The organism is Ruegeria sp. P8 (assembly GCF_056534665.1).
Window position 1 is genome coordinate 1 of sequence record NZ_JBQERC010000025.1, and the last position, 25,403, is coordinate 25,403.

General features: G+C 60.8%; 34 protein-coding genes and 1 tRNA gene. 13 read left to right on the forward strand and 22 right to left on the reverse strand.

What is annotated here, in order from left to right:
- Window positions 1-230: 230 nt before the first annotated feature.
- The 9 genes from ACR0BZ_RS18380 to ACR0BZ_RS18420 form a co-directional block, all read right to left on the reverse strand.
- Complete coding sequence (locus tag ACR0BZ_RS18380; protein WP_480920956.1) at window positions 231-824, reverse strand: GNAT family N-acetyltransferase; 594 nt, start codon at window positions 822-824, stop codon at window positions 231-233.
- Window positions 817-1,215 (reverse strand): ketosteroid isomerase-related protein, encoded by a 399-nt coding sequence (locus ACR0BZ_RS18385; RefSeq protein WP_480488382.1) that lies wholly within the window; start codon window positions 1,213-1,215, stop codon window positions 817-819. Before ACR0BZ_RS18385 ends, ACR0BZ_RS18380 begins: the two co-directional genes overlap by 8 nt.
- Window positions 1,212-1,670 carry an arsenate-mycothiol transferase ArsC gene (locus ACR0BZ_RS18390; protein WP_209505795.1) on the reverse strand — a complete coding sequence of 153 codons (459 nt, stop codon included), beginning with the start codon at window positions 1,668-1,670 and terminating at the stop codon, window positions 1,212-1,214. Before ACR0BZ_RS18390 ends, ACR0BZ_RS18385 begins: the two co-directional genes overlap by 4 nt.
- Window positions 1,671-1,673: 3 nt before the next feature.
- Complete coding sequence (locus ACR0BZ_RS18395) at window positions 1,674-2,153, reverse strand: UPF0262 family protein (protein ID WP_480520976.1); 480 nt, start codon at window positions 2,151-2,153, stop codon at window positions 1,674-1,676.
- Window positions 2,154-2,251: 98 nt separating this feature from the next.
- A complete protein-coding gene (hisD, locus tag ACR0BZ_RS18400; RefSeq protein ID WP_480915184.1) occupies window positions 2,252-3,553 on the reverse strand; it encodes a histidinol dehydrogenase in 1,302 nt (433 codons plus the stop codon).
- 61 nt (window positions 3,554-3,614) lie between these two features.
- On the reverse strand, window positions 3,615-4,136 hold the full coding sequence (locus ACR0BZ_RS18405; protein ID WP_480495062.1) for a GNAT family N-acetyltransferase: 522 nt from the start codon (window positions 4,134-4,136) through the stop codon (window positions 3,615-3,617).
- Complete coding sequence (locus ACR0BZ_RS18410) at window positions 4,137-4,613, reverse strand: DUF2948 family protein (protein WP_480560300.1); 477 nt, start codon at window positions 4,611-4,613, stop codon at window positions 4,137-4,139.
- Window positions 4,610-5,878, reverse strand: coding sequence for a UDP-N-acetylglucosamine 1-carboxyvinyltransferase (gene murA / locus ACR0BZ_RS18415; RefSeq protein ID WP_480920957.1), 1,269 nt, complete (start codon window positions 5,876-5,878; stop codon window positions 4,610-4,612). The genes ACR0BZ_RS18410 and murA overlap by 4 nt, the downstream gene beginning before the upstream one ends.
- Window positions 5,879-5,884: 6 nt before the next feature.
- Window positions 5,885-6,040, reverse strand: a complete 156-nt coding sequence (locus ACR0BZ_RS18420; RefSeq protein WP_209505784.1) for a hypothetical protein — start codon at window positions 6,038-6,040, stop codon at window positions 5,885-5,887.
- Window positions 6,041-6,123: 83 nt separating this feature from the next.
- Here ACR0BZ_RS18420 and ACR0BZ_RS18425 point away from each other — a divergent pair.
- Window positions 6,124-6,198, forward strand: a tRNA-Thr gene (locus ACR0BZ_RS18425).
- Between the two features lie 270 nt (window positions 6,199-6,468).
- Here ACR0BZ_RS18425 and ACR0BZ_RS18430 read toward each other — a convergent pair.
- Window positions 6,469-6,732 carry a DUF2312 domain-containing protein gene (locus ACR0BZ_RS18430; RefSeq protein ID WP_209505782.1) on the reverse strand — a complete coding sequence of 88 codons (264 nt, stop codon included), beginning with the start codon at window positions 6,730-6,732 and terminating at the stop codon, window positions 6,469-6,471.
- Between the two features lie 246 nt (window positions 6,733-6,978).
- Here ACR0BZ_RS18430 and ACR0BZ_RS18435 point away from each other — a divergent pair, with 246 nt between their 5' ends.
- Window positions 6,979-7,197, forward strand: a complete 219-nt coding sequence (locus tag ACR0BZ_RS18435; protein ID WP_209505778.1) for a hypothetical protein — start codon at window positions 6,979-6,981, stop codon at window positions 7,195-7,197.
- A gap of 9 nt (window positions 7,198-7,206) precedes the next feature.
- Here ACR0BZ_RS18435 and ACR0BZ_RS18440 read toward each other — a convergent pair whose 3' ends face one another.
- Window positions 7,207-7,422, reverse strand: coding sequence for a hypothetical protein (locus tag ACR0BZ_RS18440; protein WP_209505776.1), 216 nt, complete (start codon window positions 7,420-7,422; stop codon window positions 7,207-7,209).
- A 244-nt stretch (window positions 7,423-7,666) separates the two neighbouring features.
- On the opposite strand from ACR0BZ_RS18440, the gene ACR0BZ_RS18445 reads away from it, so the two are divergent.
- Genes ACR0BZ_RS18445 through ACR0BZ_RS18460 form a run of 4 tightly spaced genes read left to right on the forward strand, consistent with a single transcriptional unit; the run spans window position 7,667 to window position 9,868 of the window.
- On the forward strand, window positions 7,667-8,530 hold the full coding sequence (locus tag ACR0BZ_RS18445) for an MBL fold metallo-hydrolase (protein WP_480484504.1): 864 nt from the start codon (window positions 7,667-7,669) through the stop codon (window positions 8,528-8,530).
- 34 nt (window positions 8,531-8,564) lie between these two features.
- A complete protein-coding gene (locus ACR0BZ_RS18450) occupies window positions 8,565-8,993 on the forward strand; it encodes a YeeE/YedE family protein (protein WP_480920958.1) in 429 nt (142 codons plus the stop codon).
- Window positions 8,993-9,427: a DUF6691 family protein gene (locus ACR0BZ_RS18455; RefSeq protein WP_267366618.1), complete on the forward strand. Its 435-nt coding sequence runs from the start codon at window positions 8,993-8,995 to the stop codon at window positions 9,425-9,427. The genes ACR0BZ_RS18450 and ACR0BZ_RS18455 overlap by 1 nt, the downstream gene beginning before the upstream one ends.
- Before the next feature lie 9 nt (window positions 9,428-9,436).
- Entirely contained in the window at window positions 9,437-9,868 is a 432-nt protein-coding gene (locus ACR0BZ_RS18460) for a protein tyrosine phosphatase family protein (protein WP_209598123.1), read from the forward strand.
- Between the two features lie 3 nt (window positions 9,869-9,871).
- On the opposite strand, the gene ACR0BZ_RS18465 is transcribed toward ACR0BZ_RS18460, so the two are convergent.
- The 5 genes from ACR0BZ_RS18465 to ACR0BZ_RS18485 all read right to left on the reverse strand — a co-directional run bounded on the left by ACR0BZ_RS18465 (window position 9,872) and on the right by ACR0BZ_RS18485 (window position 15,781).
- Entirely contained in the window at window positions 9,872-10,969 is a 1,098-nt protein-coding gene (locus tag ACR0BZ_RS18465; RefSeq protein ID WP_480920959.1) for a FliM/FliN family flagellar motor C-terminal domain-containing protein, read from the reverse strand.
- Between the two features lie 78 nt (window positions 10,970-11,047).
- A complete protein-coding gene (locus ACR0BZ_RS18470) occupies window positions 11,048-13,726 on the reverse strand; it encodes an ATP-binding protein (RefSeq protein WP_480539504.1) in 2,679 nt (892 codons plus the stop codon).
- Window positions 13,726-14,034 carry a hypothetical protein gene (locus ACR0BZ_RS18475; RefSeq protein ID WP_480495074.1) on the reverse strand — a complete coding sequence of 103 codons (309 nt, stop codon included), beginning with the start codon at window positions 14,032-14,034 and terminating at the stop codon, window positions 13,726-13,728. Before ACR0BZ_RS18475 ends, ACR0BZ_RS18470 begins: the two co-directional genes overlap by 1 nt.
- Complete coding sequence (locus ACR0BZ_RS18480) at window positions 14,031-14,411, reverse strand: response regulator transcription factor (RefSeq protein ID WP_480484506.1); 381 nt, start codon at window positions 14,409-14,411, stop codon at window positions 14,031-14,033. Before ACR0BZ_RS18480 ends, ACR0BZ_RS18475 begins: the two co-directional genes overlap by 4 nt.
- Window positions 14,412-14,488: 77 nt before the next feature.
- Window positions 14,489-15,781: a helix-turn-helix domain-containing protein gene (locus ACR0BZ_RS18485; RefSeq protein ID WP_480920960.1), complete on the reverse strand. Its 1,293-nt coding sequence runs from the start codon at window positions 15,779-15,781 to the stop codon at window positions 14,489-14,491.
- A gap of 209 nt (window positions 15,782-15,990) precedes the next feature.
- Between ACR0BZ_RS18485 and ACR0BZ_RS18490 the strand changes: the two genes are divergently transcribed.
- The 4 genes from ACR0BZ_RS18490 to aat all read left to right on the forward strand — a co-directional run bounded on the left by ACR0BZ_RS18490 (window position 15,991) and on the right by aat (window position 19,222).
- Window positions 15,991-16,527, forward strand: a complete 537-nt coding sequence (locus ACR0BZ_RS18490) for a LuxR C-terminal-related transcriptional regulator (RefSeq protein WP_209505755.1) — start codon at window positions 15,991-15,993, stop codon at window positions 16,525-16,527.
- A gap of 151 nt (window positions 16,528-16,678) precedes the next feature.
- Window positions 16,679-17,173: an acetyl-CoA carboxylase biotin carboxyl carrier protein gene (gene accB, locus ACR0BZ_RS18495; RefSeq protein WP_267364694.1), complete on the forward strand. Its 495-nt coding sequence runs from the start codon at window positions 16,679-16,681 to the stop codon at window positions 17,171-17,173.
- A 9-nt stretch (window positions 17,174-17,182) separates the two neighbouring features.
- Window positions 17,183-18,532 (forward strand): acetyl-CoA carboxylase biotin carboxylase subunit, encoded by a 1,350-nt coding sequence (gene accC, locus ACR0BZ_RS18500; RefSeq protein ID WP_480539510.1) that lies wholly within the window; start codon window positions 17,183-17,185, stop codon window positions 18,530-18,532.
- 48 nt (window positions 18,533-18,580) lie between these two features.
- Window positions 18,581-19,222, forward strand: coding sequence for a leucyl/phenylalanyl-tRNA--protein transferase (gene aat, locus ACR0BZ_RS18505; protein WP_245222579.1), 642 nt, complete (start codon window positions 18,581-18,583; stop codon window positions 19,220-19,222).
- On the opposite strand, the gene ACR0BZ_RS18510 is transcribed toward aat, so the two are convergent.
- The 6 genes from ACR0BZ_RS18510 to ACR0BZ_RS18535 all read right to left on the reverse strand — a co-directional run bounded on the left by ACR0BZ_RS18510 (window position 19,168) and on the right by ACR0BZ_RS18535 (window position 23,052).
- A complete protein-coding gene (locus ACR0BZ_RS18510) occupies window positions 19,168-19,536 on the reverse strand; it encodes a DUF2155 domain-containing protein (protein ID WP_480488407.1) in 369 nt (122 codons plus the stop codon). The genes aat and ACR0BZ_RS18510 overlap by 55 nt on opposite strands.
- The gene (mlaD, locus tag ACR0BZ_RS18515; protein ID WP_480507449.1) at window positions 19,533-19,985 is read right to left on the reverse strand and encodes an outer membrane lipid asymmetry maintenance protein MlaD; all 453 of its coding nucleotides are present in this window, start codon (window positions 19,983-19,985) and stop codon (window positions 19,533-19,535) included. The genes ACR0BZ_RS18510 and mlaD overlap by 4 nt, the downstream gene beginning before the upstream one ends.
- Before the next feature lie 11 nt (window positions 19,986-19,996).
- Window positions 19,997-20,380: an NADH:ubiquinone oxidoreductase subunit NDUFA12 gene (locus ACR0BZ_RS18520; protein ID WP_480920961.1), complete on the reverse strand. Its 384-nt coding sequence runs from the start codon at window positions 20,378-20,380 to the stop codon at window positions 19,997-19,999.
- A gap of 80 nt (window positions 20,381-20,460) precedes the next feature.
- The gene (locus tag ACR0BZ_RS18525) at window positions 20,461-20,823 is read right to left on the reverse strand and encodes a RidA family protein (protein ID WP_480920962.1); all 363 of its coding nucleotides are present in this window, start codon (window positions 20,821-20,823) and stop codon (window positions 20,461-20,463) included.
- Window positions 20,824-21,018: 195 nt separating this feature from the next.
- Window positions 21,019-22,287: an ATP-dependent Clp protease ATP-binding subunit ClpX gene (gene clpX, locus ACR0BZ_RS18530; RefSeq protein ID WP_209505741.1), complete on the reverse strand. Its 1,269-nt coding sequence runs from the start codon at window positions 22,285-22,287 to the stop codon at window positions 21,019-21,021.
- A gap of 132 nt (window positions 22,288-22,419) precedes the next feature.
- Window positions 22,420-23,052: an ATP-dependent Clp protease proteolytic subunit gene (locus ACR0BZ_RS18535; RefSeq protein WP_209505739.1), complete on the reverse strand. Its 633-nt coding sequence runs from the start codon at window positions 23,050-23,052 to the stop codon at window positions 22,420-22,422.
- A 359-nt stretch (window positions 23,053-23,411) separates the two neighbouring features.
- Between ACR0BZ_RS18535 and ACR0BZ_RS18540 the strand changes: the two genes are divergently transcribed.
- The 3 genes from ACR0BZ_RS18540 to ACR0BZ_RS18550 all read left to right on the forward strand — a co-directional run bounded on the left by ACR0BZ_RS18540 (window position 23,412) and on the right by ACR0BZ_RS18550 (window position 25,199).
- A complete protein-coding gene (locus tag ACR0BZ_RS18540) occupies window positions 23,412-23,753 on the forward strand; it encodes an ArsR/SmtB family transcription factor (RefSeq protein WP_480473625.1) in 342 nt (113 codons plus the stop codon).
- A gap of 60 nt (window positions 23,754-23,813) precedes the next feature.
- Complete coding sequence (locus ACR0BZ_RS18545; protein ID WP_209505735.1) at window positions 23,814-23,951, forward strand: entericidin A/B family lipoprotein; 138 nt, start codon at window positions 23,814-23,816, stop codon at window positions 23,949-23,951.
- 831 nt (window positions 23,952-24,782) lie between these two features.
- Window positions 24,783-25,199: a type II toxin-antitoxin system Phd/YefM family antitoxin gene (locus tag ACR0BZ_RS18550; protein ID WP_480518955.1), complete on the forward strand. Its 417-nt coding sequence runs from the start codon at window positions 24,783-24,785 to the stop codon at window positions 25,197-25,199.
- Window positions 25,200-25,403: the final 204 nt, after the last annotated feature.

The following is a 25,403-nucleotide window of genomic DNA, read 5'->3' on the forward strand; positions in this document are numbered from 1 at the left end:
CTCGGCCTTAGGCTGGAAAAGCCCCGTCGCTTTCGAAAGGAAAGTGGCTTAAACGAGCACTTGGAGCGGCACGAATACGTGACAGGTCCAAAGAGAATTCGTCGGCTCTGGATATCATTGATGATTTGAGTCTAAGGAGTTGGTTTGCCACTTGCAGAGAATGTCCGGAAGGTGGCCACACTTCTTGCAACACACAGAAAAGCCTTGCTCCACCGCCCCTACCCCGAACCCTACAAATCCCTGATCCAGAACTGCAACGGCTTCGGCGTTTCTCCCTCTTCCCCGATATCCTTCCACGAGAATTGGGCGATTGCGCCGGGTAAGGGTTTGTATCCGCGGGCGCGCCAGAAGGTATCCAGCGGGCGGTAGTGGTCGGGGCGCAGGGGGTGGTCGGTGGGGCGCTGCACGCTGCAAAAGGCGCATTTGGCAAAGCCCAGTTCGCGGGCGTGCGCCTCGCGCGTGTCGAAGAATTTGTGGCCAACCCCCTGCCCGCGATAGTCCGGCAGCAGGACGGATTCAGCGCAATAGAAGATCTGCGACAGGTCCAGCCCGGTGTCTGCGAAGGCCGCGGCGAAATCGTCGGCGTGGTCGGTCAGCGGCGCGCCGGTCGAGGCGCCGATCAGGCGGTCGCCATCGAAGGCGCCGACCACGATGGCCTTGTCGCTGTCGCGGTAGGATTGCAGGTATTTGCGTTCGTATTCCAGATCGCCGTCATAGAGATAGGGCCAGGCGTGAAACACCCGGATCCGCAGGCGGGCGACATCGTCCAGAGCGGCCCCGAGTGCCGCTCCGGTCAGGGGGCGGACGTCACTGACGTCAGCCATTCGAGACCTGTTTGGTCCAGTCTGCAAGGTTGTAGAAGGTGGTGACGCGGGTGATCTTGCCGTCCCTGAGATCAAAGAACGATCCGGCAGGCAGGCGATAGGTCTGGCCGTGCGCGTCGGGCAGGCCCTCGTCGGTTTCCAGATAGGTGCCGTTGACGATGAACTCGGCCGCGGCGCGGGTGCCGCCCTGCGCCTCGAACACGACGATGTCGGTCAGGTTTTCGCGGTAGCAGCGGTTCATATGGGCGCAAAAGGCGGCGAACTTGTCCTTGCCGACACGAATCTGGCCTTCGTTCACGTGATGGGCCACGTCATCGGACAGGCAGGCCAGCATGCCATCGACGTCACCGGCGTTGAAGGCATCGAAATAGGTTTTGACGGTCTGGTTCATGTCCCCTCCGTTGGTTCGCCCCAGCGGTCTTTCAGATGCTGAATGATCTGGTCGCGGGTCTGTCGGTAGTGATGTAGCTTTTGTTCGCGGGTCTCGCCCATCCCGGTAGGGTCCATTATTGGCCAATAATCGACATCGAGGTGAAAAACACGGGTCAGTTCCAGCGCCTGCCGCTGGCTGGCGGGCGACAGCGCCACGACCAGATCGAACGAGCTGAGGTCATCGCCCCATTCCTGCATCTCGTCGAAGGAGCGCGACCGGTGGCGGGACAGTTCCACGCCGACCTCGTGGCAGACCGCGATGCTGAAGCCGTCGATTTCCAGATCGTTATGCACACCGGCGGACTGAACATAGGTGCCGGTGCCATAGAATTTCTTCATCAGCCCCTCGGCCATCGGGGACCGAACCGCGTTGTGGTCGCAACAGAACAGGACCGACTGCGGCAGAGGCTTCACGCGTCAGCCCCCAAAATGCAGAACGCAGATCAGCGTGAACAGGCGGCGGGCGGTGTCGGTGTCGACATCTGCCTTGCCTTCCAGCCGTTCCTGCAAAACACGGCTGCCTTCGTTGTGGATACCCCGGCGGGCCATGTCGATGGTTTCGATCTGGCTGGGTGGCAGCGATTTCACCGCGTCAAAATAGCTTTCGCAGATCTGGAAGTAATCCTTGACCACCTGCCGGAAGGGGCCGAGCGACAGGTGAAACTCGGCCGCTTTTTCGTTGGCCTCGGTTTCAATGTCGAAGACAAGCCGTTTGTCGCGGATCGAAAGCTGGAGGTGATAGGGGCCCTCGGGCACAACGCGGTCGTCGCGTTTGGGCAGCGAGAAGCTGTTTTCTTCCAGCAGATCATAGATGGCGACCTTGCGCTCCTGCTCGATCTCGGGCGTGGGCGGCGGCAGATTTCTATCATCCAGTTCGATATGCGAGATGCGGGTCATCTTTACAGTCACATTCCTTGCGTCAGCACAGACCTATAACAATGATATTCGGCGAGCAACGCACAGAAACGCCATATGCGCCCGGTCTTTGCGTCATTTCAGCCATTCAGGCGGTTCAGGCGCGCGGTGACCGAGAGGCCATGCGCCTCGAGGCTTTCCGATTGCGCCAGCTGTTCGGCAGCAGGGCCGATGGCACGCAGGGCTTCGGGAGTCATCTGACTAAGCGTGGTGCGTTTGAGGAAATCCATCACGCTGAGGCCAGACGAAAACCGTGCCGAGCGGGCGGTGGGCAACACGTGGTTGGGACCGCCGACGTAGTCGCCGATGGCTTCGGGTGTGTACTGACCCAGAAAGATGGCTCCGGCGTGGATGGTTTTTTCGCTCAGCGCGCGCGGGTCGGCCACGCAAAGTTCCAGATGTTCCGGGGCAATGCGGTTGGACAGGGCCGCGGCCTCGTCCAGGTTGCGCACGGTGATCACCGCGCCGTAGTCGCGCCAGCTGACCCCGGCGATGGCGCGGCGTTGCAGGGTTTCCAGCCGTTTTTCGACCGCCTGCGCGACGGATTGGCCGAATGCGGCGTCATCGGTGATCAGGATCGACTGCGCGCTTTCGTCATGCTCGGCCTGGCTGAGCAGGTCCAGCGCGATCCAGTCGGGGTCGTTGTCCTTGTCGGCAATGACCAGAATTTCCGAGGGGCCGGCAATCATGTCGATGCCGACCTTGCCAAAGACGCGCCGCTTGGCGGCGGCGACAAAGGCGTTGCCCGGTCCGGTGATCTTGTCGACCGGCGCGATGGTGTCGGTGCCGTAGGCCAGCGCCGCCACGGCCTGCGCGCCGCCGATGCGATAGACCTCGTCCACACCCGACAGCTGTGCCGCCAGCAGCACCAGCGGGTTCACCTGCCCGTCGGGCGTGGGCACCACGATTGCCAGCCGTTCCACACCGGCCACTTTGGCCGGGATGGCGTTCATCAGCACCGATGACGGGTACGATGCCAGCCCACCCGGCACGTAAAGCCCCGCGGCCGAGACGGCAGACCAGCGCCAGCCGAGTGTTGCGCCCGTTGCATCCGTCCATTCCTGATCCTCGGGCAATTGCCTTTCGTGATAGGCCCGGATACGGGAAGCAGCCAGTTCCAGCGCCGTGCGATCTTCGGCCCCGACCAGCGCCACCGCTTCTGCGATCTCCTGCGCGCTGAAGGCCAGCGTTTCGGGCGTCAGCGTCAGCCGGTCGAATTTGGCCGTCAGTTCGATCACCGCCGCGTCACCCCGGTTGCGTACGTCTTCGATGATCTGCGCCACAACCGCATCCACATCCGGGCTGTCCTCGCGCTTGGCCGAGAGCAGGGTCCGGAAGGCGGGTTCGAAATCGGGCGATGTGGTATCAAGGAAAACGGGCATGATCTGGCACTCCGGGCGTTGCGCATTGGGACATATCGCCCGGAGCGCGCGGCCTCAACCCTCAGCCCACGGGGTGCAGCGATTTGTGCATGGCAAAGCAGGACAGATCCCCGTGGCCGCAGCACCGGCCGGTAGCCTGCCAGCCGTGGCGCAGATAGAAATCCTGCGCGGTTTTTGTTGCCTCAAGCGAGGCTGAGGAACATCCCGCCGCGAGCAGTTCCCGTTCCAGCCGATTCAAAACCGCCGCCCCCAGACCACAGCCCTTATGATCCGGGTCGATGTAAAGCAGAGTGATCTCTCCGGTTTCCAACAAACCGCCTACGGCGGCCACCTGCCCGGCCCGTTCAGCCAGCCAGATCTGCGATCCAGGTTTGATCCAGCCCCGGATCGAGGCCGGGTCCTTGTTATCGGTCCATTGCGCGATGGCCTGCGGGTCACCCTGATGATCGGCCCCGCAGAGCTGCGTGATCGAACGGATCAGAACCCGACTGATGTCGAAAACGTCGAAAACGGTGGCGCGACGCAGAGTGACACCTTCGGGCACCTTCGAAAACGCCTGAGATATGCCGCGCTTGTTTTGCATCTATTCGGGATGATACGGGGCCTGACCGGAGGGGGCCTGATAAGGGCGCGTGACGTCCTTGAGGGTGGCATCCAGCGCCTCGACCGTCAGGCGGATCGCGCCGTCACCGGCCAGCGTCAGCAGGACATGGCCCGCGCCATCCTCGCCGGGTTCGAAAACGACCGACATCAGCGACATGATCATGTCGGTGTCACCGCGATCAATGCCCTGACTGGACACCGAGAGAACCGAACCGAAGACCAGCACCGACTGCACCCGTTCAAACGGGCGGTCGCGGCGGGCGGCGGCATCCTTGTCTTCCCAGCGAAAGCGGTTCAGCAGCAGGCCAAAGCGGCGCTGCGCCGGTTGCCACTTCATCTCGGTCACCGGAAACACGGCATCCTGCGCGAGGGTCGAGATCACCTGAAGGTCATCTGCATCCTCGGCCCCCAGATTAAGCGGCGCCTCGCGCCCGTCTTCAAAACTTGCGTCTGTCATTGGCCCTTGATCCGTTCAATCTTTGCACCCACGCCTTCCAGCTTGCGCACCACATGTTCATATCCGCGGTCCAGATGATAGACCCGGCTGACCGTTGTTTCCCCTTCTGCCGCAAGCCCTGCCAGAATCAGCGAGACCGAAGCCCGCAGGTCAGTCGCCATCACCGGTGCGCCTTTCAGTCGCTCGACGCCGGTCACCGTGGCGGTGCCGCCATGCACCTCGATCTGCGCGCCCATGCGCACCAGTTCGGGGGCGTGCATGAAACGGTTTTCGAAAATGCGTTCTTCGAGAACCGAGGTGCCTTCGGCCGTACACATCAGCGCCATCATCTGCGCTTGCAGGTCGGTCGGGAAGCCGGGGAAAGGTTCGGTCACCACATCCACCGCGCGCACACGCCCGTTTTTGCGGGTAACTTTCAGACCGCCTTCGGTTTCTGAAACGCTGACGCCTGCCGCATCCAGCTTGGCCGCAAAGGAATCGACCAGCGACATGCGACCGCCCAGCAATTCCACCTCGCCACCGCAAATCGCCGGGGCCAGCATATAGGTGCCCAGCTCAATCCGGTCGGTGACAACCTGATGTGTGGCCCCGTGCAGCCGGTCGACGCCCTGAATTTCGATGGTCGGGGTGCCTTCGCCCGAAATCTGCGCCCCCATCTTGCGCAGGCATTCAACCAGATCGACGATCTCGGGCTCGCGCGCGGCGTTCTTGAGCACCGTGGTGCCCTTGGCCAGCGTGGCGGCCATGACGATGTTTTCGGTGGCCCCGACCGAGGCAAAGCGCATCTGATGCACGGCCCCTTTCAGACCACCCGGAGCCTTGGCGTGCAGATAGCCGTCCTTCAGCTCAATCTCGGCGCCCAGTGCTTCGAGCCCTTCGACATGCAGGTCCATCGGACGGGCGCCGATCGCACAACCGCCCGGCAGTGACACGACCGCCTGCCCGAACCGCGCCAGCAAGGGGCCGAGCACAAGGTTCGAGGCGCGCATCTTGCGCACGATGTCATAATCGGCGGTCTGGCTGGTCAGGCTGTGGCTGGACATTGCAATCACCTGACCGTCTTGCAGCGACGACACCTCGGCCCCCAGCGATTGCAGCAGCGCGGTCATGGTCTTGATATCGCTCAGCCGCGGCGCATTGGTCAGCGTCAGCGGTTCTTCGCTTAACAATGTTGCGGGCATCAGCGTCAGGCACGCATTCTTGGCCCCCGCAATCGGTATCTGACCGTTCAGCGGGCCGTTGCCCGTTACCAGAATCGAATCCATCTGCTCTTATCCCTCGTCCTTGTCAGGCTTGTCCCCCGCGGCCGCGCGCGCCTTGGCCTGCGCCTTGCGACGCGCCATGTTGGCCTTGAGCGCCGCCTTCAGCCGCGCCTCGCGCGCATCGCCGGGTTTACCTTGTTTTTTGGGTGAATTTTTATCCGTCATGATCTTTCTCTACAGGAGGCGAAAAAAACCGTCCAGACACCCTTGCGCCGCGTTTCGTTTGAGTCTAATCACCCGCCCACAGCGCTGCTGTAGCTCAGAGGTAGAGCACTCCCTTGGTAAGGGAGAGGTCGAGAGTTCAATTCTCTCCAGCAGCACCATCCTTCATTTTCCTGTGAAAAAGCACGCTTTCATCCGGAAGGGTTTGGGTGTTCCGGCGTCTTTGGCTATTGGCGTGTCAGAGACTTTTGTGGTGCGCGTTTGGTTTATGGGCGGTTCGATACAGCCCGGAGGCGTCGAGCGCTGTGCGTGGTAGTACCATGCGCTTGGCAAGGGGAGCTGCTGCGCGCCCGTTGCATCCCCCCGGCCAGTGGCTCTTTCAGGGCATTGAACCCATTCCAGAGCCATAGATCGTTTCGTGACGGTCGGGCTTAGGTCATGCCCAGCGCTTCTTTGTACATTTCGATGACGGCCTCTTGCTCGGCGATGTCATCCTTGTCCCTTTTTCTGAGCGAAATGATGCTGCGCAGGGCCTTTACGTCATAACCGCGCGACTTGCTTTCAGCGTAGACCTCTTTGATCTGGTCGGCGATGTCTTTCTTTTCCATCTCCAGGCGCTCGATACGTTCCACAAACTGGCGCAGCTCGCCCGCGGTGACCTTGTAATTTGCTTCTGCTTCTTCAGACATGCTCATCTTTTTTGTTCCCGGTTATGGACCTGCAACCAGAAGAGGTCAGCCTACGGCTGGCGGTGAACGGCGGTGGCCCGATCATCGGGGGCACCTTCGAAACACGCCTGTCCCAGAGGCTGAAACCCTGGTGTGGAATGCCGGATACAGTGCTGCCGCCCGGGTCGCAAGCACCCATTGGGCCGGCGCACTTGTATGACCCCAACCGATCCGTTAAGCGCGTGATCAGGTCACGAGGATATGCGGGGAACCATGTTTGAATTCATCACCTGGGGCGGTGCGGCCCTGTCTGTGGCCGGGCTTGCCGGTCTGGTCTGGTGCATTCTTCGCGTGATGCGGGCACGCAAGGCCGGTCTGTCGGATGACGAGCTGCGCGCGGTGGTTCAGGGGGTTCTGCCCTGGAACCTGGCCTCGCTGTTTCTGTCGGTGCTTGGATTGATGCTGGTCATCCTCGGGATTTCCCTTGGATGACCATCCGGTTCACACCGGCAAGTTATCAAACTGCGCTTCAATCGCATCTTCGCACAAGGCCGCATCCAGACGACGCAGGCGCGAAGGCACCTCCATCCCCTGCTGCCGCATCCGGTCAACAATTTTACTTACACTCGGCTGAAGCGCCAAACGCGTTTCGAGACCCGCGTTCACAAGCTTACGTTCAAGCTGCTCGGCTTCGGAATAAAGACCAGTCGGTGTCATAACCATCCTCCCAAGTGGCGCCAGTATCCCCAATATACGTAACGGGATTACGACCCGCAGATAATATCGTAGCCTTGTGCGGGAAATTGCCTGCCATGGTCGAAGTTTCGGCAATCTGACGCGGATAGGTTAAAGATTAAGCCAGAATTACAGCGGTTGCTTTGACCGGCATCAAATTCAGGTTCGATATTGCATCACATTCCAATTCACATATATGATATGCGAGACCGAAACGGAGAAGATCATGACACCGAAAGTGAAAGCGTTTTTTGACGAGCAGACCTTTACGGTTTCCTACGTGGTTCATGAACCTCAGGGACGGGCCTGTGCCATCATCGACAGCGTACTGGATTTCGACCATGCCTCGGGGCGGACGTCGACAATTTCGGCGGACAGGATCATTGATTTTGTGCGCGCGCAGGACCTTAAGGTCGAGTGGATTCTGGAAAGCCATGTCCATGCCGATCACCTGTCGGCGGCCCCCTATCTGCAACAGGAGCTGGGCGGCAAGATCGGGATTGGCGACCAGATCGTCACCGTGCAGGACACGTTTGGCAAGGTTTTCAACGAAGGAACCGAGTTTCAGCGCGATGGCAGCCAGTTTGACGCGCTGTTCAAGGAAGGCGACAGTTTTCACATCGGCCAGATGCGGGGCGACGTGCTGCACACCCCCGGCCATACACCGGCCTGCATGACCTACGTGATTGGCGATGCCGCATTTGTGGGTGACACGCTGTTCATGCCCGATTTCGGCACGGCGCGCTGCGATTTTCCCGGAGGATCGTCGGCCACGCTGTTCCAGTCGATCCAGAAGATACTGTCGCTGCCGGACAATACCCGTATCTATGTCGGGCATGATTACAAGGCTCCGGGCCGCGACGAATATGCGTGGGAGACAACGGTGGGTGAGCAGAAGGCGCTGAACGTCCATATCGGACAGGGGCGCAGCATCGAAGACTTCGTGGAAATGCGCGACGCGCGGGACGCCACGCTGGCCATGCCGCGCCTGATCCTGCCGTCTTTGCAGGTCAACATGCGGGCCGGTCAGATGCCCCCGGCGGATGAACAGGGCGATGTTTTCCTGAAACTGCCGGTCAACAAGCTGTGACGCGGGCACAACAAATCACAAAGGGAATTCCCACATGAATATTGAGTGGATCTGGGGGCTGTGCGGCGGTCTGGTGATCGGTCTGGCCGGGGCGGTCTACCTGCTGGGCAACGGCCGGATCATGGGCGCAAGCGGCATTCTGGGCGGCCTTGTCGATGGCAGCGCCAAGGGGAGCATGGCCGAAAAGCTGGCCTTTATTGCGGGGCTTGTCGGAATGCCCATTCTTCTGCACCCGTTGATCTCGCCCGAGGCCCAGACGCATCTTACCAGCAATCTGGGCGTTGTCATTCTGGCCGGTCTGCTGGTCGGTATCGGTACACGGATTGCCAATGGCTGCACCTCGGGGCACGGGGTGTGCGGGATCTCTCGGTTCTCGCTGCGCGGCATCGTGGCCACCGTTTTCTATATCCTTGCCGGGGGCGTCACCCTTGTGCTGCTGCGTCATGTGTTGGGAGTGATCTGATGCGCCTTTTCATTTCATTGATCGCCGGATCGCTGTTCGGCGCCGGGTTGCTGATTTCAGGCATGACAGACACCACAAAAGTTCAGGGCTGGCTGGATGTGTTTGGCAACTGGGATCCGACGCTGGCCTTTGTGATGGCCGGTGCCATCCTGCCGATGCTTGTGGCATGGCGGATGACAACCGGACGGCAAAACGCCCTGACCGGCGGAGCCTTTCCACCCCCTGCAAAGCCCGAGGTTGATCGCAGGCTGATCGTGGGTTCGGTTCTGTTCGGGATGGGCTGGGGACTGGCCGGGCTGTGCCCCGGACCGGCAATGGCCTCGCTGAGCTATGGCGGGCTGGGCGGGCTGGTCTTTCTGGTTGCAATGGCGGCCGGGATGTTCGTGGCACCACCGCTGGGCGCGCAACTGGACAGGGCGGCAAACGCGGCCTAAGGAATTGGCATGGAGATTCGTCAGATTACCCCCCGCTATGCTGTCTCGCCGCAGATCACGGTCGAGGATGTTCCGGCCATCGCCGAGGCTGGCTTTGCCAAGGTGATCTGCAACCGGCCCAATGCCGAAGTTCCCCCGGCCATGCAATCCGACGCGATCGGCGAAGCGGTGCGGGCCGCCGGTATGGAATATGAGGTGCTGGAGCTGACCCACCAGACGATGACGCCTGAGAACGTGAAGCGGCAGCGCGACATGGCGGAAAACGGCAGTGGTCCTGTTCTGGCCTATTGCGCCTCGGGCACGCGGTGTTCGGTGGTTTGGGCGTTGGGCCAGTGCGACCACATGAGCACGGACGACATCCTGAGTGCGACCGGCAAAGCCGGGTATCAGCTGGACAATCTGCGCCCCATGCTGGACCAGATCCGCGGCACTAGCGGCTGAGCGTCACTCAGTATTGCTGCCAAGGTCCGTCGGCCCCAGCCCCGCAAGCTGCGTGATTTCCGCGACCATCCGTTCGGAATCGTTCACGATCAGATCGCTGTCTGTCAGATCTGACACCCCGGTCGGGACGGTCTGGGCGTGCGCATCATGCACAGTTGGTTCGACCGGATGATCCTGCGGTGGTGTTCCACTTTTGCTGGCGATGAAGTCCTGCGCGTCAGCGCCGGTCAGGGCTGGCAATGCAGCGGTTTCATTCAGCCGCACGGCGCGGAGACCACCGCATTGCCCTAGGCGACCGATACCCGCGCGTGTCCGGTCAATCGACAGAACCTCGGTCCGGTCCAGACGGGCCCCGCGCAACGGCAGAATGTCCCCGATCCGCAGTCCCGAGAGGTCGGACAGCGGCAACGACATGCGGCACAGCGCGGCGGTCAGTTCCGCCCGCATTACGCCCGAACACTGATCCATGCGCAGATCAGCCTTGTCCCCGTTATCTTCTGCTTCATCCGAGGCGGCGGGATGTTCAGGCAGAAACACAGATATGCGGCCCTGCTGCTCTCCGTTTGCGAGATCGACGGTCAGTTCGAAAATGCGATACACCTCTTCCGTCATCGCCAGCGACAGGGTGCGCAAATCCTTGGCGCGCGAGGTAAATTCCAGCCCTGCAAGGCAAATCTGATCGCTTGAGGCGTCGAACAAAGCGGCGGAACCGGTCAACGCGGCTTCGATCAAGGGGGCCACGATGGCGGCGTCGGTATCAGTAAACGTGCGTGCGCCGGGATCACCGGACAGGACCTGACCAATGGTCTGGGCCTGAACAATGGCCGAGACCGCATTCGGGTTGAGACAGGTCGCGGCGCGGCCTTCGGGGCCGTCAAACACCAGCAGCAGCCAATCCTGCCCCGCCGCGTCCCCCGGCACCTCCTGCGACTGGTTGGATTGCTTTGCCCCGATAACCGCCAGCGGCAGGTTCAGCCGGTCGCCCGCCGCCCGGGCGAACCCAAGGCGCAGCGCCCGCAGAACCGAGCGTGGGCGATCCCCCAGATCCTTTTGCCCAACGGACAGTTTGCGCGCCAACGCGGCATTGACATCTTGTGACATGACGCCCGATCACCAATTGTTCCAGCACCTGGCAACCGGTTTACACCCTCGGGCGTTACCAAGTCCTTTATGGCCGCGTCACTGCGCCGCCTGCTGATAGGCCTGTGGCAGGCTGATCCGGAAGGCCGCGCCACCCTGCCCCGGCAGATAGGTAATCTCACCCCCCAGCCGCTGCATGATTTCGCGGCAGATGGCCAGACCAAGCCCCGCTCCGCCAGCCTTGTCGCCGCCCACGCGGGCAAACTTTTCAAACACCATCGAACGCGCGCCCGGTGGGATGCCGCTGCCATTGTCGATGAAGTCGACGATGACCCGCCCGCCGACATCATGGGCGGAAATGACCAGCACCGGATCGTCCGCGTCGCAATATTTCTGCGCATTCGAGATCAGGTTGATGAACACCTGTCCCAACCGATCCAGATCCGTATGCAGAAAGATGCGCTCGGCCGCGCGGGTCCGGCGGACGGTGATCTTTCGGTCCGCCCCGGCCAGAGCGCTGGGCACGGCGCGGTCCAGAACCGAGCGCAGGCTGTCATCGCTGAGATTGAGGCTGACCTGCCCGTTTTCAAGCACGCTCAGATCCAGCAGATCATCGAGCAGCCGGGTCAGGCGCAAGGCTTCGTCATGAATGATCGCGGCATAGCGGGTCTGCTCTTGGCGGCTGAGGCCATCGGTGTCGCGCATGATTTCCGAAAACGCCCGGATCGAGGTCATCGGCGTGCGCAATTCGTGACTGACCTGGCTCAGGAAGCTGTCCTTCTGTTCAGAAATCTGGGTGAGCTTGGCGTTAGCCTCGCGCAATTGCCGTGCGGTTCGGCTGAGTTCGGAGGACTTTTCCTCGAGCTGGCCGGAGTATTCCAGCAGTTGCGCGGATTCGTCTGCCACGGCCAGCAGATCCTCGACCGAAACCGACGATCCGCCCACGATCTGGCCGATCATCGCATGGGCCATGGCCGCGCCGACCGAGCCGCTGAGCTCGCGTTCCAGACGGTTCAGGAAACCCGGCGTCGGTTCCGGCAGGTGCGAACGGCCACCCTGTTTTTGCGCCTCGGCCTGAAAGAATTCCTGTGTGGGGCCGGTGCCCAGAATGCGCTGCGTCATGATCATCAGGTCTTCGCTTTGCGCCACTGACCCGGACCACCCGCGCGGCGCGACCGAGTGATCAAAGACGTTGACGAACTGCGCCCCTTGCAACCGTTCCAACGGGCTGGGAAAGCTGAGCAGGGACGCGACGCAGAAGGCAAGCGTGTTCAGGGACAAGGACCACATCACCGTATGCACCATCGGATCGATCCCTTCGATCCCGAACAGGGCATGAGGGCGCAGCCAGCCAAGGCCGAACAAGCCGTTTTGCAGCACGGTTTCGGGCATCCACGCGCCGCCCATTCCCGGCAGCAGCAGAGTATATATCCACAGCACAAAGCCAACGGTCAGCCCGACCAGCGCCCCGGTCCGGGTCGCCCTGCGCCAGAACAGCCCCCCGACCAACGCTGGCAGAATCTGCGAGATACCGGCAAAGGCGATCAACCCGATCGAGGCCAGCGCGGCACCGCCCCCGGACAGCCGGTAGTAGAAAAAGCCCAGCGCGATTATGGCGGCAATGGAAACTCGGCGTGCCATCAGGACAATGTTGCGCACATCGCCCGATACCGAGCCGGTGCCTTCCTGCGTGTTCAGCCAGATGGGCATGACCACATGGTTCGACACCATTGTCGACAGGGCCATCGCACTGACGATGACCATCGAGGTTGCCGAGGAAAACCCGCCGATGAAGGACAGCATTGCCAGCCAGTCATTGCCCTGGGACAGCGGCACGGTCAGAACGAACAGGTCGGGGTTGGCGCCCTGGGGCAGCAGGTCCAGTCCGACCACGGCGATGGGCACGACAAACAGGCTCATGAACAGCAGGTAGAGCGGGAAAGCCCAGGCAGCGGTTCTGAGATGGCCTTCGTCATCGTTTTCCACCACCATCACCTGAAACATCCGGGGAAGGCAGATGAAGGCGGCGGCCGACAGAAAGATGAACGTCGTCCAGCGCCCGGCATCGACGTTCCACTGGCCGATTTCCGAGGCATCGATCCGGTCCATCATCGGGCCAATGCCGCCCGCGATCCCCCACACCACGAAAACGCCCACGGCGATCAGAGCAAACAGTTTGACAACGGCCTCGACCGCGATGGCCGTGACCACACCGTGATGACGTTCGTTCACGTCCAGATTGCGGGTGCCGAACAGGATGGCAAAAACGGCCAGTCCAGCCGCGACCCAGAACACGCTGGACCCTTCGCGGTAGAGGCCTGACGGGTCAGCCTCGGCAAAGATCGAGAATGACAGGGTAATGGATTGCAGTTGCAGTGCGATATAGGGCGTGCCGCCCAGCACCGCCAGAATGGTCACGCAGACCGCCAGCGTGTTCGACTTGCCATACCGGGACGACAGCAGGTCGGCGATCGAGGTGACCCGCTGGCTGCGCCCGACGCGCACCAGCTTGCGCAGCCCCCACCACCAGCCGACCATCACCAGCGTCGGACCGAGGTAGATGGTGACAAATTCCAGCCCCGACCGCGCGGCGTTGCCCACCGCGCCATAAAATGTCCAGGCGGTGCAATAGATCGACAGGGACAGCGTGTAAATCACGGGTGAACGCAACCATTTGCCGCGCCCGGCCGCAGCCATGCGATCCGCGGCGAAGGCCACTGCGAACAGGAACACGACATAGGCAAGGCAAACCAGAATCAGAACGTTTATGGTGGCCATCACTCAGCGCCCGTGTCCGATCCCTCGCGCGCGGCCATGCGGCGGGCGGCCAGCCCAAAGACAAACCCGGCCAGGATCAGCGCGCCCCAGCAGAGGAATATGTAATACATCGCCGAGGACAAGGGCACCGCCGCATCCCCGCCGGACGGGTCCGGCCACAGCAACGGAAGGGCCAGCAGCGCCGCACCCAGAAAGGGCAAAATCCGGGCGGCATCCGTCAGCCTGTGACGACGATAGCTTTGTCGTTCCAGAAAAAGCGAGGGGCGTGCGCCCGGTGGTTTGGTCTTGTTGCCCTCGCCGGACATCATAAGCGCGTCGCCTGCGCGTGAAGGTCACGCACGGCTGTCAGAACTTCGGCATTGGAAAACGGTTTGGTCATGAAGCGGCTGACGCCTGCGTTTTCAGCCATTTCCCGGTCGCGCGACTGACCCCGTGCGGTCAGCATCAGAACCGGCAAGCCTGCCAGTTCCTCCATTTTTCTGAGTTCCCGCAGGATATCCATACCGTTCTTGCCCGGCAGCATGACATCCAGAATGACCAGATCGGGCTGCGCCCCCTGGATCACCTGAACCGCATCCGTTCCATCGCCATGCGTTTCGACCTGCCATCCCTCGCGCGACAGCAGGAACCGGATAGCCTCGGCAATGTTCGGTTCGTCCTCAATCAGCAGAACCTTTCGGCTCATATGTTCAATTCCTCCCATAACCGGCCTTCCATCCCGGGACCGGTTCCCGCCAGATTAAGCGGTCTGTCATGAACGTGTCAAAAACCTTCGCTCAAAATCGACGGCTCGCGCCGCGCTTTGCAATCGCGGTTTGGGCAGACACGGCAATTCGGCCCCACCTGAGTGACCGGCACCGCGTCTGACGGGTCCCTGACCGGGCGCACCACCATGACCGAGCGATAGGCCGGGTCCTGATCGTATCCCGACACTGCATGCGGCCAGGCATAGGCAACGCAGTCGAAAAGGGCCGAGGACCTGCCGGTCAGGACGACCTGCTTGCGCACCGGCACCAGCGGACGGCTGAGGGCTGTGAACAGCGGCCAAAGCGGGCAGACATCGCCATGCCGGGGCAAGGTAAACCCCTGAATCGGTTTGAGAAACAGGATACTTCCGGACGCGTCGCACAGCACCATGCCAACCGGTTGCGACAGGATGCCATCCGGCAGAAAAGCCAGCCGCCTGAGGACGGTGGCAAAATCAACCGAGAACCGCTGCGCCAGTTCGATGGGGTTCGGATCACCCTGCTGAACAACCGCTTTGACGGCCTCCAGCGGCAGCGCCTGCGCGTCTGCGCGATAGATCCTGAGAACTTCGCGCGCGACGGTGCGCGCCGCCGAGGTATTGAGCCCGCTCAGGTCAACCGCGTCCACATCACCCCCGTCTTCCAGTTCGGAAATCGTGTAGGCGCGGGCTTCAAAGAAGGCTTCGACCGCTTCCAGGGGAACGGCACGCGGATCAACCGCCGAGTCGCTTTCGTCGAGGAAGGTCACCAGCGCCTTGGAACTGCCTGCCAGCCGTTCGGCATCCTGATGCAGGTTCTTGTGGAAACGCTCGCGCCATTCGGCCTCGATATCTTGGGTATCCGCAAGGATCGCGGCGGTCGAGCGTATGGCGGCGGCGGTTGACAGAACCTCGTGCATCGACGCGGCCAGTTGCGGGTCGTGCGTAAGGCGGTCGGACAGGGTTTCGACGTTCCGCTCCAAAGACACGACACGGCGATGCATTTGCGCCAGAACACCGGCCCAGCCGGGAAAACGCCCGGCGAACTCCTCGAGCCCGTCAACCTCGGCCTGTTGCCCGACCGCTTCCTCGGCCGCCTCGCGCAGGGCGGAAACCAGAGTTGCCTCGATCCCTTGTGTCAGGACCGAAGGTTCAACGCCCAGCGCCGCCGCAATATCGACCAGCAACTTGCCCCCGATCCTGCGGCGATTATGTTCGATCAGGTTCAGATAAGACGCCGATACGCCGGCCTGCCGCGCCAGTTCGGCCTGCCGCAGCCCGGCAATCTGGCGTCTTTCGCGAATGCGGCTGCCTGTCAACGTGTCGCGCATGTCTACTTTCCCTGAATTCAGATCTGGCGGAATTCACATTCGTTTTCAGATTATAACATCTGTTTCCGCAGGTTAATCATTTCTTTTCAACCGGCATTTACAACTTTCACAAACTGGCGCAGACCACAGCATCTGTTTCGGGCGTCAATCTGGCGCAAGACATCGCATCCCCCCTTCATTTCCGCGCGCTTTCCCGGCACCATACACGCATGAGCGACCCCGCCTTTGAATATGCGCCGATCGGGCTTGTTGAGCTGGAAAACCGGATCATCCGGCGCTGCAACCTGCAATTTGCCCGCACCTTTGGCGGAGAAGAAAACGACTATCGCAACATGCCACTGCTGCACCTTTACCCTTCGGTCGCTGATTGGGAGAGGATCGGTGAGCGCAGCCTGCAGGTGATGCGCGGCACCGGGTATTACACGGATGAGCGCGTCATGCGCCGCCGCAGCGGCGACCTGTTCTGGTGCCGCGCCCGGGGCCGGTCGCTGACGCCCGACGACCCGTTCCGCCACGGTATCTGGAGCTTTTCCGACATATCCGAGGAACGACCGCTGGTTGAGCTGACCATCCGTGAACGCGAAGTGGCCATCCTGTCCTGCCGCGGCCTGTCGGCCAAGGAAATCGGAGCAGAGCTGGGCCTGAGTTACCGCACAATCGAGGCTTACCGCGCCCGCTTGCTTGAAAAATTCGGCGCACGAAAGCTGTCTGAACTGGTCGCCAAATTATCGGGGATGCCCCTGTGACCCGTTCGACCCCTTAAATTACGCGTGAAACGCATGCCAGATGGTGCGAGTCGGCGCTTTTCATGCACCGCCGCTTAGCCTATAACCCTGCGTAATTTGATCAGAGCCCGCAAGAAACAGACGGGCCAAAGGGGAACCGTCGAGGATACTCATGACAGACACCAAACACGAAGCGGATGTGGCATTCATCAAGGCTCTGGCCGAGTTGCTGCGCGAAAACGATCTGACCGAGTTGCAGGTCAAACGCGAATATGGCGAAGAAGACAGCCTGAACGTGCGCGTCAGCCGTATGACACAGACCGTGGCCGCTCCGGTTCAGATGGCTGTTCCTGCGGCAGCGCCCGCCCCTGCTGCAGCACCGGCTGCGGCCCCCGCGGCGGCCCCTGCTGCTGCCGAGGATCCCGCCAGCCATCCGGGCGCTGTCACCTCGCCCATGGTGGGCACGGTCTATATGCAGCCGGAACCCGGCGCGCCCGCGTTCATTTCCGTCGGCGCGACAGTGTCTGAAGGCGACACGCTGCTGATCGTCGAAGCGATGAAGACCATGAACCACATCCACGCCCCCAAATCGGGCACCGTCAAGCGCGTGCTGGTGGGCGATGGCGACGCTGTTGAGTTCGGCACCCCTCTGGTCATCATCGAGTAAGGCGGGCCCATGTTCGACAAGATCCTGATTGCCAACCGAGGCGAGATCGCCCTGCGCGTCATCCGCGCCGCGCGCGAGATGGGGATAAAAACGGTTGCCGTCCACTCCACCGCCGACAGCGACGCGATGCATGTGCGCATGGCGGACGAATCGGTCTGCATCGGCCCCCCGCCCAGCCCGCAAAGCTATCTGTCGGTGCCCGCGATCATTTCGGCCTGTGAGATCACCGGCGCGCAGGCGATCCATCCCGGCTATGGCTTTTTGTCCGAAAACGCCGAGTTCGTGCAGATCGTCGAAGATCATGGCATCACGTTCATCGGCCCCACCGCGGAACATATCCGCGTCATGGGCGACAAGATCACCGCCAAGGACACGATGAAGGCGCTGGGTGTGCCTTGCGTTCCCGGTTCGGACGGTGGCGTTCCCACGCTGGCCGACGCCAAGCGCATCGGTGAGGAATTCGGCTATCCCGTCATCATCAAGGCCACGGCTGGCGGCGGTGGGCGCGGCATGAAAGTCGCGATGAACGCGAACGAGATGGAAAGCGCCTTCATGACCGCACGCGCCGAAGGCAAGGCCGCCTTTGGCAATGACGAGGTCTATATCGAGAAATATCTGACCACGCCGCGCCATATCGAGATTCAGGTCTTTGGCGACGGCAAGGGCAATGCGGTGCATCTGGGCGAGCGCGATTGTTCGTTGCAGCGCCGTCACCAGAAGGTCTTTGAAGAGGCCCCCGGCCCCTGCATTACCGCCGAAGAGCGCGCCCGGATCGGCAAGATCTGCGCCGACGCGGTGGCCAAGATCAACTATATCGGCGCAGGCACCATCGAGTTCCTGTATGAAAAGGGCGAGTTCTATTTCATCGAAATGAACACCCGCCTGCAGGTGGAACACCCTGTCACCGAAGGAATTTTCGGCGTCGATCTGGTGCGCGAGCAAATCCTTGTCGCAGCGGGTGAACCGATGTCTTTCGGTCAGGACGATCTTGAGATCAACGGCCATGCCATCGAGGTCCGGATCAACGCGGAGAAGCTGCCGAACTTTTCGCCCTGCCCCGGCAAGATCACGGCCTATCACGCGCCGGGCGGTTTGGGCGTACGGATGGATTCGGCGCTTTATGACGGCTATTCGATCCCGCCCTATTACGACTCGCTGATTGGCAAGCTGATCGTGCAGGGCCGCGACCGGGCCGAGGCGCTGGCGCGTCTGCAACGCGCGCTGGGAGAGTTGATCGTCGACGGTATCGACACCACCGTACCCCTTTTCCACGCCCTGTTGCAGGAGCCCGATCTGCACAGCGGCGAGTACAACATCCACTGGCTGGAGCGCTGGCTTGCGGAGAACATGGAAAAATAAGGGCCATGTGCCAGAGGGCCCGCGCCCTCTGGTCGCCCTATCACCGGCATGAGCCTGACCCCCGAACTGCTGCTGCACGGATATTCCATCGGTATCTTCCCGATGGCCGAACACCGCGACGATCCTGAACTGTTCTGGGTTGATCCCAAGTTTCGCGGGATATTTCCGCTGGACGGGTTCCACATCTCGCGCAGCCTTGCGCGCCGCATCCGGAACTGCGGGTTCGAGATTTCAATCAATCGGGATTTCTCCGGCGTTGTTGATGGGTGCGCTGACCGGTCCGACACCTGGATCAACGCGGAACTGCACGCCCTTTATCGCCAGTTGCACCAATCCGGTCATGCGCATTCACTGGAAGTCTGGGACGGAGCGGCGCTGGTGGGCGGCGTATATGGTGTGACGCTGGGGGCCGCGTTCTTTGGCGAAAGCATGTTTTCGCGCCGCACGGATGCCTCGAAAATCGCGCTCGCCTATCTTGTGGACCGGTTGCGGCAAACCGGCTTTCACCTGTTTGACACGCAGTTCCTGACCGCGCATCTGGCATCCCTTGGGGCGATCGAAATCCCGCGTGGCGCTTACAAGAAAGAACTGGAAGAAGCCCTGAACCAGAGCGCCGACTTTGCCGCGCCGATCACTCAGTCCGCAGAAGGCGTGATACAGCGGATGACCCAAACGTCATACCGCGCGTGATCCAGCGCATTCAGCGCCGGAGAGGTCGCGATCATCCAGCCATCAAACAGCTGATCCGCTTTGCCCGTTTCCCAAATGGTCAGATAGGCGAAGGCATCGCCTGTCGGGTTATCCACCGGATACCGGCAATCCCCCAGCGCCACATCCAGCCCGAACACAGCTTCGGTCTGACCTGTCTGCAATTCGATATCAACCGTCTGGCCACTGACTTTGTCAAGCCCGCGCAGCATGGCGCCGGGGCCAGAGTTGACTTTCTGCTGCGCGGCGGCGCCGGTTCCAGCCAGCAACAGGGCAATCAGGGCGGCGCGCATCATTCGCCGCCATCTCCGGCTACGAACTTGACCAGCAGCGAGATCAGGCTGACCGCACCCTGGGTATCCTGAATCTCGTCTCCGGGTTCAAAAAAGAAGGGCGAACCGCCGGGCATGACTTCGACAAAGTTTCCACCCAACAGCCCTTCGGACGAGATCACGATGGCGCTGTCATCGGGTACAAGAACGCCTTCGGCAACAGAGAAAGTCGTGTCGGCACGATAGGTGTCCGGGTTCAGCTTGACCCCGGTAACGGTGCCGATTTTCACACCGGCAAGACGGACATCCGTGCCGACGCCAACCCCTTCCAGCGACCGGAACGAGGCGCCCAACTCATAGCCCGCAGCACCTTGCGACAGGCCGGTTGATTGGCTGGCATAAACACCAAAAGCAAGGGCACCGGCCAATACGACGCCTCCGACAACAACTTCGGTCCAGTTATGGGTCGACATCTTCGCCTCGTTTATTCCGGGCTCCAGGCCTCGTAATCCCTGCGCTCAACCGGCTGGGCCCGCCGCAGCGACCCGGCAGGCGCATAGGCCAGTGCCGTACCTGTCAGGTTCTCCTGATGCGGTTTTTCCCAGGCTTTGTGCGGCAGCGGTTTGTCGGTCGGGGGTTCGTCCCAGGTGCGGTGCAACCAGCCGTGCCATTCCGGGTCAACCCGGCTGGCTTCGGCCTCGCCATTGAAAATCACCCAGCGCTTGCTGTCGTCGGCGGTGCGATAAAACACATTGCCTTCATTGTCTTCGCCCACTTTCACACCCTTGCGCGCCGTATAGAGCTGCGTGTTCAGTGTTGACCCGTTCCACCAGGTCACGGCTCGTAAAAGACTGTTCAGGATTCCCATCGGCTGCCTCCGGCATTTCGGTCGAGAGAAGGTATGGACCAAAGGCTCGCCAAGGTCCAGTGCCCCTTGGGCTTCCAGCGTCACTGCGGCAGGAAGGCGGTCACTTCGATCTCGATCCGGTACTTCGGATCAATCAAACCGCATTCGATCATCGTCGCAGCCGGTGGGTTGGCGCCAAACGTCTCGGCCAGAACCGGCCAGCACGGCGCGAACTCATTGCGGTCCGGCAACATGTAGGTGACCCGAACCACATCTTCAAAACCTGCGCGCGCCTCAGCCAGTGCCTTGCCGATGACATCCAGCGCAGACCGGCATTGCGCCACCACGTCCTCGCCCTGCCCGACGGTCCCGGCGACATGAACCCAGCCGCCCGCAACCACCGCACGGCAATAGCCGACTTTTGCCTCAAACTCACCGCCCGAAGAAATGCGCTTCACCGTCATAATCCGTCACCTTTGTCGTTCGAAAGCTTACTTAAGCTCCTGCTGCCTGATTGCGCATGCCTTCGCCTGCAAGCAACGGATCCCCAGCTTCATCTGGCTATAAATATCCCGGGGGAGATGCCCGAAGGGCAGCGGGGGCAGAGCCCCCTGAACCGGTTCAACTGAAGTTCCACCGTCGCGGTAAAAAGCCCGGCCTCAACCCGCCGAGGCCGATTCCTTGGCCGCATCGGCATAGATGAACAGCGGCTGCGCGTCGGACATTACCGCCTCTTCGTTCACCACAACCTCGCTGACGTTTTTCATGCCCGGCAGTTCGAACATGGTATCCAGCAGGATATCCTCGAGAATAGACCGCAAACCACGTGCACCGGTTTTGCGCTCGATGGCTTTCTTGGCAATTGCCTTCAGCGCGTCATCGGTAAAGCCCAGCTCAACATCTTCCAGCTCGAACAGGCGCTGGTATTGCTTGACCAGGGCGTTCTTCGGCTTGGTCAGGATGGTGACCAGTGCTTCCTCGTCCAGATCCTCCAGCGTTGCCAGAACCGGCAAACGGCCCACGAATTCCGGGATCAGGCCGAATTTCAGCAGATCTTCAGGTTCCAGATCCTTGAAGATCTCGCCCACGCCGCGCTCGTCATTGTCACGTACATCGGCGCCAAAACCCATGGCCGAGCCCTTGCCGCGTTGCGCAATGATCCTGTCCAGACCCGCAAATGCGCCGCCACAGATGAACAGGATGTTCGTGGTGTCCACCTGCAGGAATTCCTGCTGCGGGTGTTTGCGGCCGCCCTGCGGCGGAACGCTGGCCACGGTGCCTTCCATCAGTTTCAGCAGCGCCTGCTGTACACCTTCACCGGACACGTCGCGCGTGATCGACGGATTCTCGGATTTGCGGGTGATCTTGTCGACCTCGTCGATATAGACGATGCCGCGCTGCGCGCGTTCGACATTGTATTCGCTGGCCTGCAACAGCTTGAGAATGATGTTTTCAACATCCTCGCCCACGTAACCGGCTTCGGTCAGCGTGGTGGCATCGGCCATGGTAAAGGGAACATCCAGTATCCGGGCCAGCGTTTGCGCAAGCAATGTCTTGCCACAGCCGGTGGGGCCGATCAGCAGAATATTGGACTTTGCCAGTTCGATATCATTGCCCGCCTTCTGGGCGTGGTTCAGACGTTTGTAGTGGTTGTGGACCGCAACCGACAGGACGCGTTTTGCGGTGGCTTGACCGATCACGTAATCGTCCAGCACTTCGCAGATATCCTTGGGCGTCGGAACACCGTCCGAAGACTTCAGCCCGCTGGCCTTGGTCTCTTCGCGGATGATGTCCATGCAAAGTTCGACACATTCATCACAGATGAAAACGGTCGGGCCTGCGATCAGCTTGCGCACCTCATGCTGGCTTTTGCCGCAGAAGCTGCAGTAGAGCGTGTTTTTCCCGTCACCGCCTGAATTCGTCGCCATGATCTACCTTTCGGGCCTCATCCCAGCACCCCCGGCGGGGATGCGTTTTCGCCTGTTCGTGCAGCTTAGGCCAGCGCTTTGGCCGCTACAATCTCAAAATGGTTCCTGCACCGGAGGCACAGGCTCCGAAACTCAGACCTCATCCGCGTCCATTTTTGCGCGATTTTCCACGATCTCGTCGATGTGGCCCCATTCCTTGGCCTCTTCCGGACTCATGAAATTGTCACGGTCCAGCGCTTTTTCAACCGCCTTTTTTGTCTGCCCGGTATGACGCACATAGATGTCATAAAGGCGATCCTTGAGCTTTTGCGTCTCGGCTGCGTGGATCATGATATCGCTGGCCTGACCCTGATATCCGCCGCTGGGCTGGTGCACCATGATCCGGCTGTTAGGCAGCGAAAAGCGCATCCCTTTCTCGCCACCGGCCAGCAGAACCGATCCCATCGAGGCCGCCTGACCGATCACCAATGTGGAACATTTCGGCTTGATATACTGCATTGTATCGTAAATCGACAAACCGCTGGTCACCACGCCACCGGGCGAGTTGATGTAGATCGAGATTTCCTTGTTGGGGTTTTCCGCTTCAAGGTGCAGCAGCTGCGCCACGACCAGATGGCTCATGCCATCGTGAATCGGGCCGTTGATGAAGATGATCCGCTCTTTCAGCAGGCGGGAAAAAATATCATACGCGCGCTCGCCCCGGCTGGTCTGTTCAACGACCATGGGAACAAGCGTATTCATGTAGGTATCTACGGGATCGAACATTCGTAACCTGCCTGTTTTGCTGTGGATCGGGACATTATCCCAACAAGTGTTACCTGAGTCTTAGTGTTGGCTCCGGGGGGCTGCAAGGGGGTGTCGGTGAGAACGCGGAATGAATGTGGATCGCCGTCAATAAGATTGTCACACCTGCCGCTGTCCCGCAGCAGCACCCTATCCATGATTGCGCCCCGCTAAAGGGGCTGCGGGGAAAACGGCTGCGGGTTCCCCTTTTTTCATCACGGTTTTTTGATTCATACATATAGCAATAATTGATCGAAACATGTACTGAAGTGGCTCGCAGGCGACGAGCTTTACGTTACGGAAACTACGCCCGGTCAACGGGTTCACAAGGAACACATTCGATGGCACTTCCACAGCTGTCTCAGGACATGTCGCAACACGACCTGGATCGTATGGTCGATAATGCGACACGCGCGTCCAACTTCCTCAAGGCAATCAGTCACGAAGGCCGGCTGATGATCCTGTGCCACCTGGTATCAGGTGAGAAGTCGGTTACCGAGCTGGAGGAGCTGTTGTCCGCCAGACAAGCCGCTGTTTCACAACAGCTTTCCCGCCTGCGGCTGGAGGGGCTTGTGATACCGCGCAGAGAGGGCAAAACCATCTTCTACCGGTTGGCCGATGACCGCCCGCGCCGGATGCTTGAGGTGGTGTACGAGCTGTTCTGCGGTGAGGACAAAGGCTAGCTCTGGCTTGGTGTCGAGAAAGGTGCTACCGAATCCGTATCGAGCACTGAGGAGACACACATGATCCGCGTAATTCTGATTGGCCTGAGCCTGTTTGCACTGACCGCCTGCGAAACCGCCAAAGGCGCGGGCAAAGATATCGAAAAGGCCGGGGATGCAATCCAGAACGCAGCTTCGGACGTGCAGGAAAGCCTGTAAAACGCGCTTATCTTGCGGGCAACCCGAACATAAACGCAATATATGGTTGAAGATTGCGCCCACACGCAGTAGTCTAGCCCTACAGGTGCATAGACGCGGCATTGCATATCTGACACTAAATCGGGGCTCTTTCGCGCACGCAGAAGAGCCCCGTTCCCGTTCGGCAGGGGTGAGTGGTAGCCTGTATGAAACCGAATTTCGGCATAAGAAAAGGCGTCAGGTGCGCAGACGCGGTCTTTGCATGTACCCTTACGGATACGCCCTGACGCCTTACCGGGTCGACGCACCCCGAGGAGCACTCCGATCCAGTCGCCCCAGCCCCCTGAGAGACTGTAGCCGCCGCTTTGTCCCCTAAGGTCCATCGCGACATGCATTGGCCGTTTGAGAAGATGGCCACCCGACCTGGGTCCGAGACCCATATCTGGCTGATCACCAACCGGTAAGCCTTTGCAGTTAAATGCAAATCCTAAGATCCGCCTTCCTCTGCTCAGACCCCCTTGGCCTTTGCGTCCCGCCCCGGTTCCGAAGACCCTGTGCGGTGAGATGACTGTTGCACCACGCCCTGCATCCGACAAGCAAATAGCACTGCAGCATGAAAATTAGACGGGGATAAGATGTTGATATCCGGCGGGAGAGTTTTGTGGACAACCCGAGAATCCCCGATCCCGCGAAGGGTTGAGGGCGGAAAAAACCGGACATGACCCCGGCGCCCGAAATTCCTGCGATGCTGCGGGTGCAAAACGCTCCGCGCGGGCCGTTAGGCCAAAATTGTGCGATTTGTACAACGCTCGGACCTCCAATCTTACGAATCGTACAGACGGAGATTCGCCGATGCGCTGCACCATTTCCTATGCCCGCGCCCATCTGGGGCCGTTGATCACCCGCGCCCAGGACCCGCGTGAAGTGATCATCCTGACCCGGCACGGCAAGCCGCTGGCCGCGCTGGTCTCGATGACCGAGGCCAACCGGATCTGGCAGTTGCAGGATGATGAGGAGATCGGATGGAAACACCCGCTGTCGGGGCTGCGGGGGATGTGGTCGAAGGGGCGCAACATCCCCGGTATGGAACCGGGACCGGACGGCCGCTATGTCACCGCACGCGAGGCCGCGCTGAAGGTCCGCGAGATCCAGATGACCCGCGCCGAGGAACGCCGCATTCTTGCGCGGGGCGGTCTGGATCCTGTCGCAGGCGGTGAACTGGCCGCCCGGCCTGCCTCCGCACGATGGAGACGCTGGTTCCGTTTCTGAGAAGCGTTCCGGCCCGGCGGTGGTACCAACACCCCCTCCGCCGCAATCCGTGAGCAATGGCGGCTCATACCCCTTAACAACCCGACCGGGCCGGAAACGCTTCGGTTCACCTGACTGAGCCTCCCCAACTGAACTGGTCCACCGCTATGTTTAGGAAACGGAGGACCACGAATGGCAAACAAGCGACCGAAGCCCGAAGAGATT

Excerpts from the sequence above, each read along its gene's own strand:
- ACR0BZ_RS18380 (WP_480920956.1), bottom strand. The coding sequence starts at position 824 with ATGGCTGACGTCAGTGACGTCCGCCCCCTGACCGGAGCGGCACTCGGG.
- ACR0BZ_RS18385 (WP_480488382.1), bottom strand. The coding sequence starts at position 1,215 with ATGAACCAGACCGTCAAAACCTATTTCGATGCCTTCAACGCCGGTGAC.
- ACR0BZ_RS18395 (WP_480520976.1), bottom strand. The coding sequence starts at position 2,153 with ATGACCCGCATCTCGCATATCGAACTGGATGATAGAAATCTGCCGCCG.
- hisD (WP_480915184.1), bottom strand. The coding sequence starts at position 3,553 with ATGCCCGTTTTCCTTGATACCACATCGCCCGATTTCGAACCCGCCTTC.
- ACR0BZ_RS18405 (WP_480495062.1), bottom strand. The coding sequence starts at position 4,136 with ATGCAAAACAAGCGCGGCATATCTCAGGCGTTTTCGAAGGTGCCCGAA.
- ACR0BZ_RS18410 (WP_480560300.1), bottom strand. The coding sequence starts at position 4,613 with ATGACAGACGCAAGTTTTGAAGACGGGCGCGAGGCGCCGCTTAATCTG.
- murA (WP_480920957.1), bottom strand. The coding sequence starts at position 5,878 with ATGGATTCGATTCTGGTAACGGGCAACGGCCCGCTGAACGGTCAGATA.
- ACR0BZ_RS18420 (WP_209505784.1), bottom strand. The coding sequence starts at position 6,040 with ATGACGGATAAAAATTCACCCAAAAAACAAGGTAAACCCGGCGATGCG.
- ACR0BZ_RS18430 (WP_209505782.1), bottom strand. The coding sequence starts at position 6,732 with ATGAGCATGTCTGAAGAAGCAGAAGCAAATTACAAGGTCACCGCGGGC.
- ACR0BZ_RS18435 (WP_209505778.1), top strand. The coding sequence starts at position 6,979 with ATGTTTGAATTCATCACCTGGGGCGGTGCGGCCCTGTCTGTGGCCGGG.
- ACR0BZ_RS18440 (WP_209505776.1), bottom strand. The coding sequence starts at position 7,422 with ATGACACCGACTGGTCTTTATTCCGAAGCCGAGCAGCTTGAACGTAAG.
- ACR0BZ_RS18445 (WP_480484504.1), top strand. The coding sequence starts at position 7,667 with ATGACACCGAAAGTGAAAGCGTTTTTTGACGAGCAGACCTTTACGGTT.
- ACR0BZ_RS18450 (WP_480920958.1), top strand. The coding sequence starts at position 8,565 with ATGAATATTGAGTGGATCTGGGGGCTGTGCGGCGGTCTGGTGATCGGT.
- ACR0BZ_RS18455 (WP_267366618.1), top strand. The coding sequence starts at position 8,993 with ATGCGCCTTTTCATTTCATTGATCGCCGGATCGCTGTTCGGCGCCGGG.
- ACR0BZ_RS18460 (WP_209598123.1), top strand. The coding sequence starts at position 9,437 with ATGGAGATTCGTCAGATTACCCCCCGCTATGCTGTCTCGCCGCAGATC.
- ACR0BZ_RS18465 (WP_480920959.1), bottom strand. The coding sequence starts at position 10,969 with ATGTCACAAGATGTCAATGCCGCGTTGGCGCGCAAACTGTCCGTTGGG.
- ACR0BZ_RS18470 (WP_480539504.1), bottom strand. The coding sequence starts at position 13,726 with ATGGCCACCATAAACGTTCTGATTCTGGTTTGCCTTGCCTATGTCGTG.
- ACR0BZ_RS18475 (WP_480495074.1), bottom strand. The coding sequence starts at position 14,034 with ATGATGTCCGGCGAGGGCAACAAGACCAAACCACCGGGCGCACGCCCC.
- ACR0BZ_RS18480 (WP_480484506.1), bottom strand. The coding sequence starts at position 14,411 with ATGAGCCGAAAGGTTCTGCTGATTGAGGACGAACCGAACATTGCCGAG.
- ACR0BZ_RS18485 (WP_480920960.1), bottom strand. The coding sequence starts at position 15,781 with ATGCGCGACACGTTGACAGGCAGCCGCATTCGCGAAAGACGCCAGATT.
- ACR0BZ_RS18490 (WP_209505755.1), top strand. The coding sequence starts at position 15,991 with ATGAGCGACCCCGCCTTTGAATATGCGCCGATCGGGCTTGTTGAGCTG.
- accB (WP_267364694.1), top strand. The coding sequence starts at position 16,679 with ATGACAGACACCAAACACGAAGCGGATGTGGCATTCATCAAGGCTCTG.
- accC (WP_480539510.1), top strand. The coding sequence starts at position 17,183 with ATGTTCGACAAGATCCTGATTGCCAACCGAGGCGAGATCGCCCTGCGC.
- aat (WP_245222579.1), top strand. The coding sequence starts at position 18,581 with ATGAGCCTGACCCCCGAACTGCTGCTGCACGGATATTCCATCGGTATC.
- ACR0BZ_RS18510 (WP_480488407.1), bottom strand. The coding sequence starts at position 19,536 with ATGATGCGCGCCGCCCTGATTGCCCTGTTGCTGGCTGGAACCGGCGCC.
- mlaD (WP_480507449.1), bottom strand. The coding sequence starts at position 19,985 with ATGTCGACCCATAACTGGACCGAAGTTGTTGTCGGAGGCGTCGTATTG.
- ACR0BZ_RS18520 (WP_480920961.1), bottom strand. The coding sequence starts at position 20,380 with ATGGGAATCCTGAACAGTCTTTTACGAGCCGTGACCTGGTGGAACGGG.
- ACR0BZ_RS18525 (WP_480920962.1), bottom strand. The coding sequence starts at position 20,823 with ATGACGGTGAAGCGCATTTCTTCGGGCGGTGAGTTTGAGGCAAAAGTC.
- clpX (WP_209505741.1), bottom strand. The coding sequence starts at position 22,287 with ATGGCGACGAATTCAGGCGGTGACGGGAAAAACACGCTCTACTGCAGC.
- ACR0BZ_RS18535 (WP_209505739.1), bottom strand. The coding sequence starts at position 23,052 with ATGTTCGATCCCGTAGATACCTACATGAATACGCTTGTTCCCATGGTC.
- ACR0BZ_RS18540 (WP_480473625.1), top strand. The coding sequence starts at position 23,412 with ATGGCACTTCCACAGCTGTCTCAGGACATGTCGCAACACGACCTGGAT.
- ACR0BZ_RS18545 (WP_209505735.1), top strand. The coding sequence starts at position 23,814 with ATGATCCGCGTAATTCTGATTGGCCTGAGCCTGTTTGCACTGACCGCC.
- ACR0BZ_RS18550 (WP_480518955.1), top strand. The coding sequence starts at position 24,783 with ATGCGCTGCACCATTTCCTATGCCCGCGCCCATCTGGGGCCGTTGATC.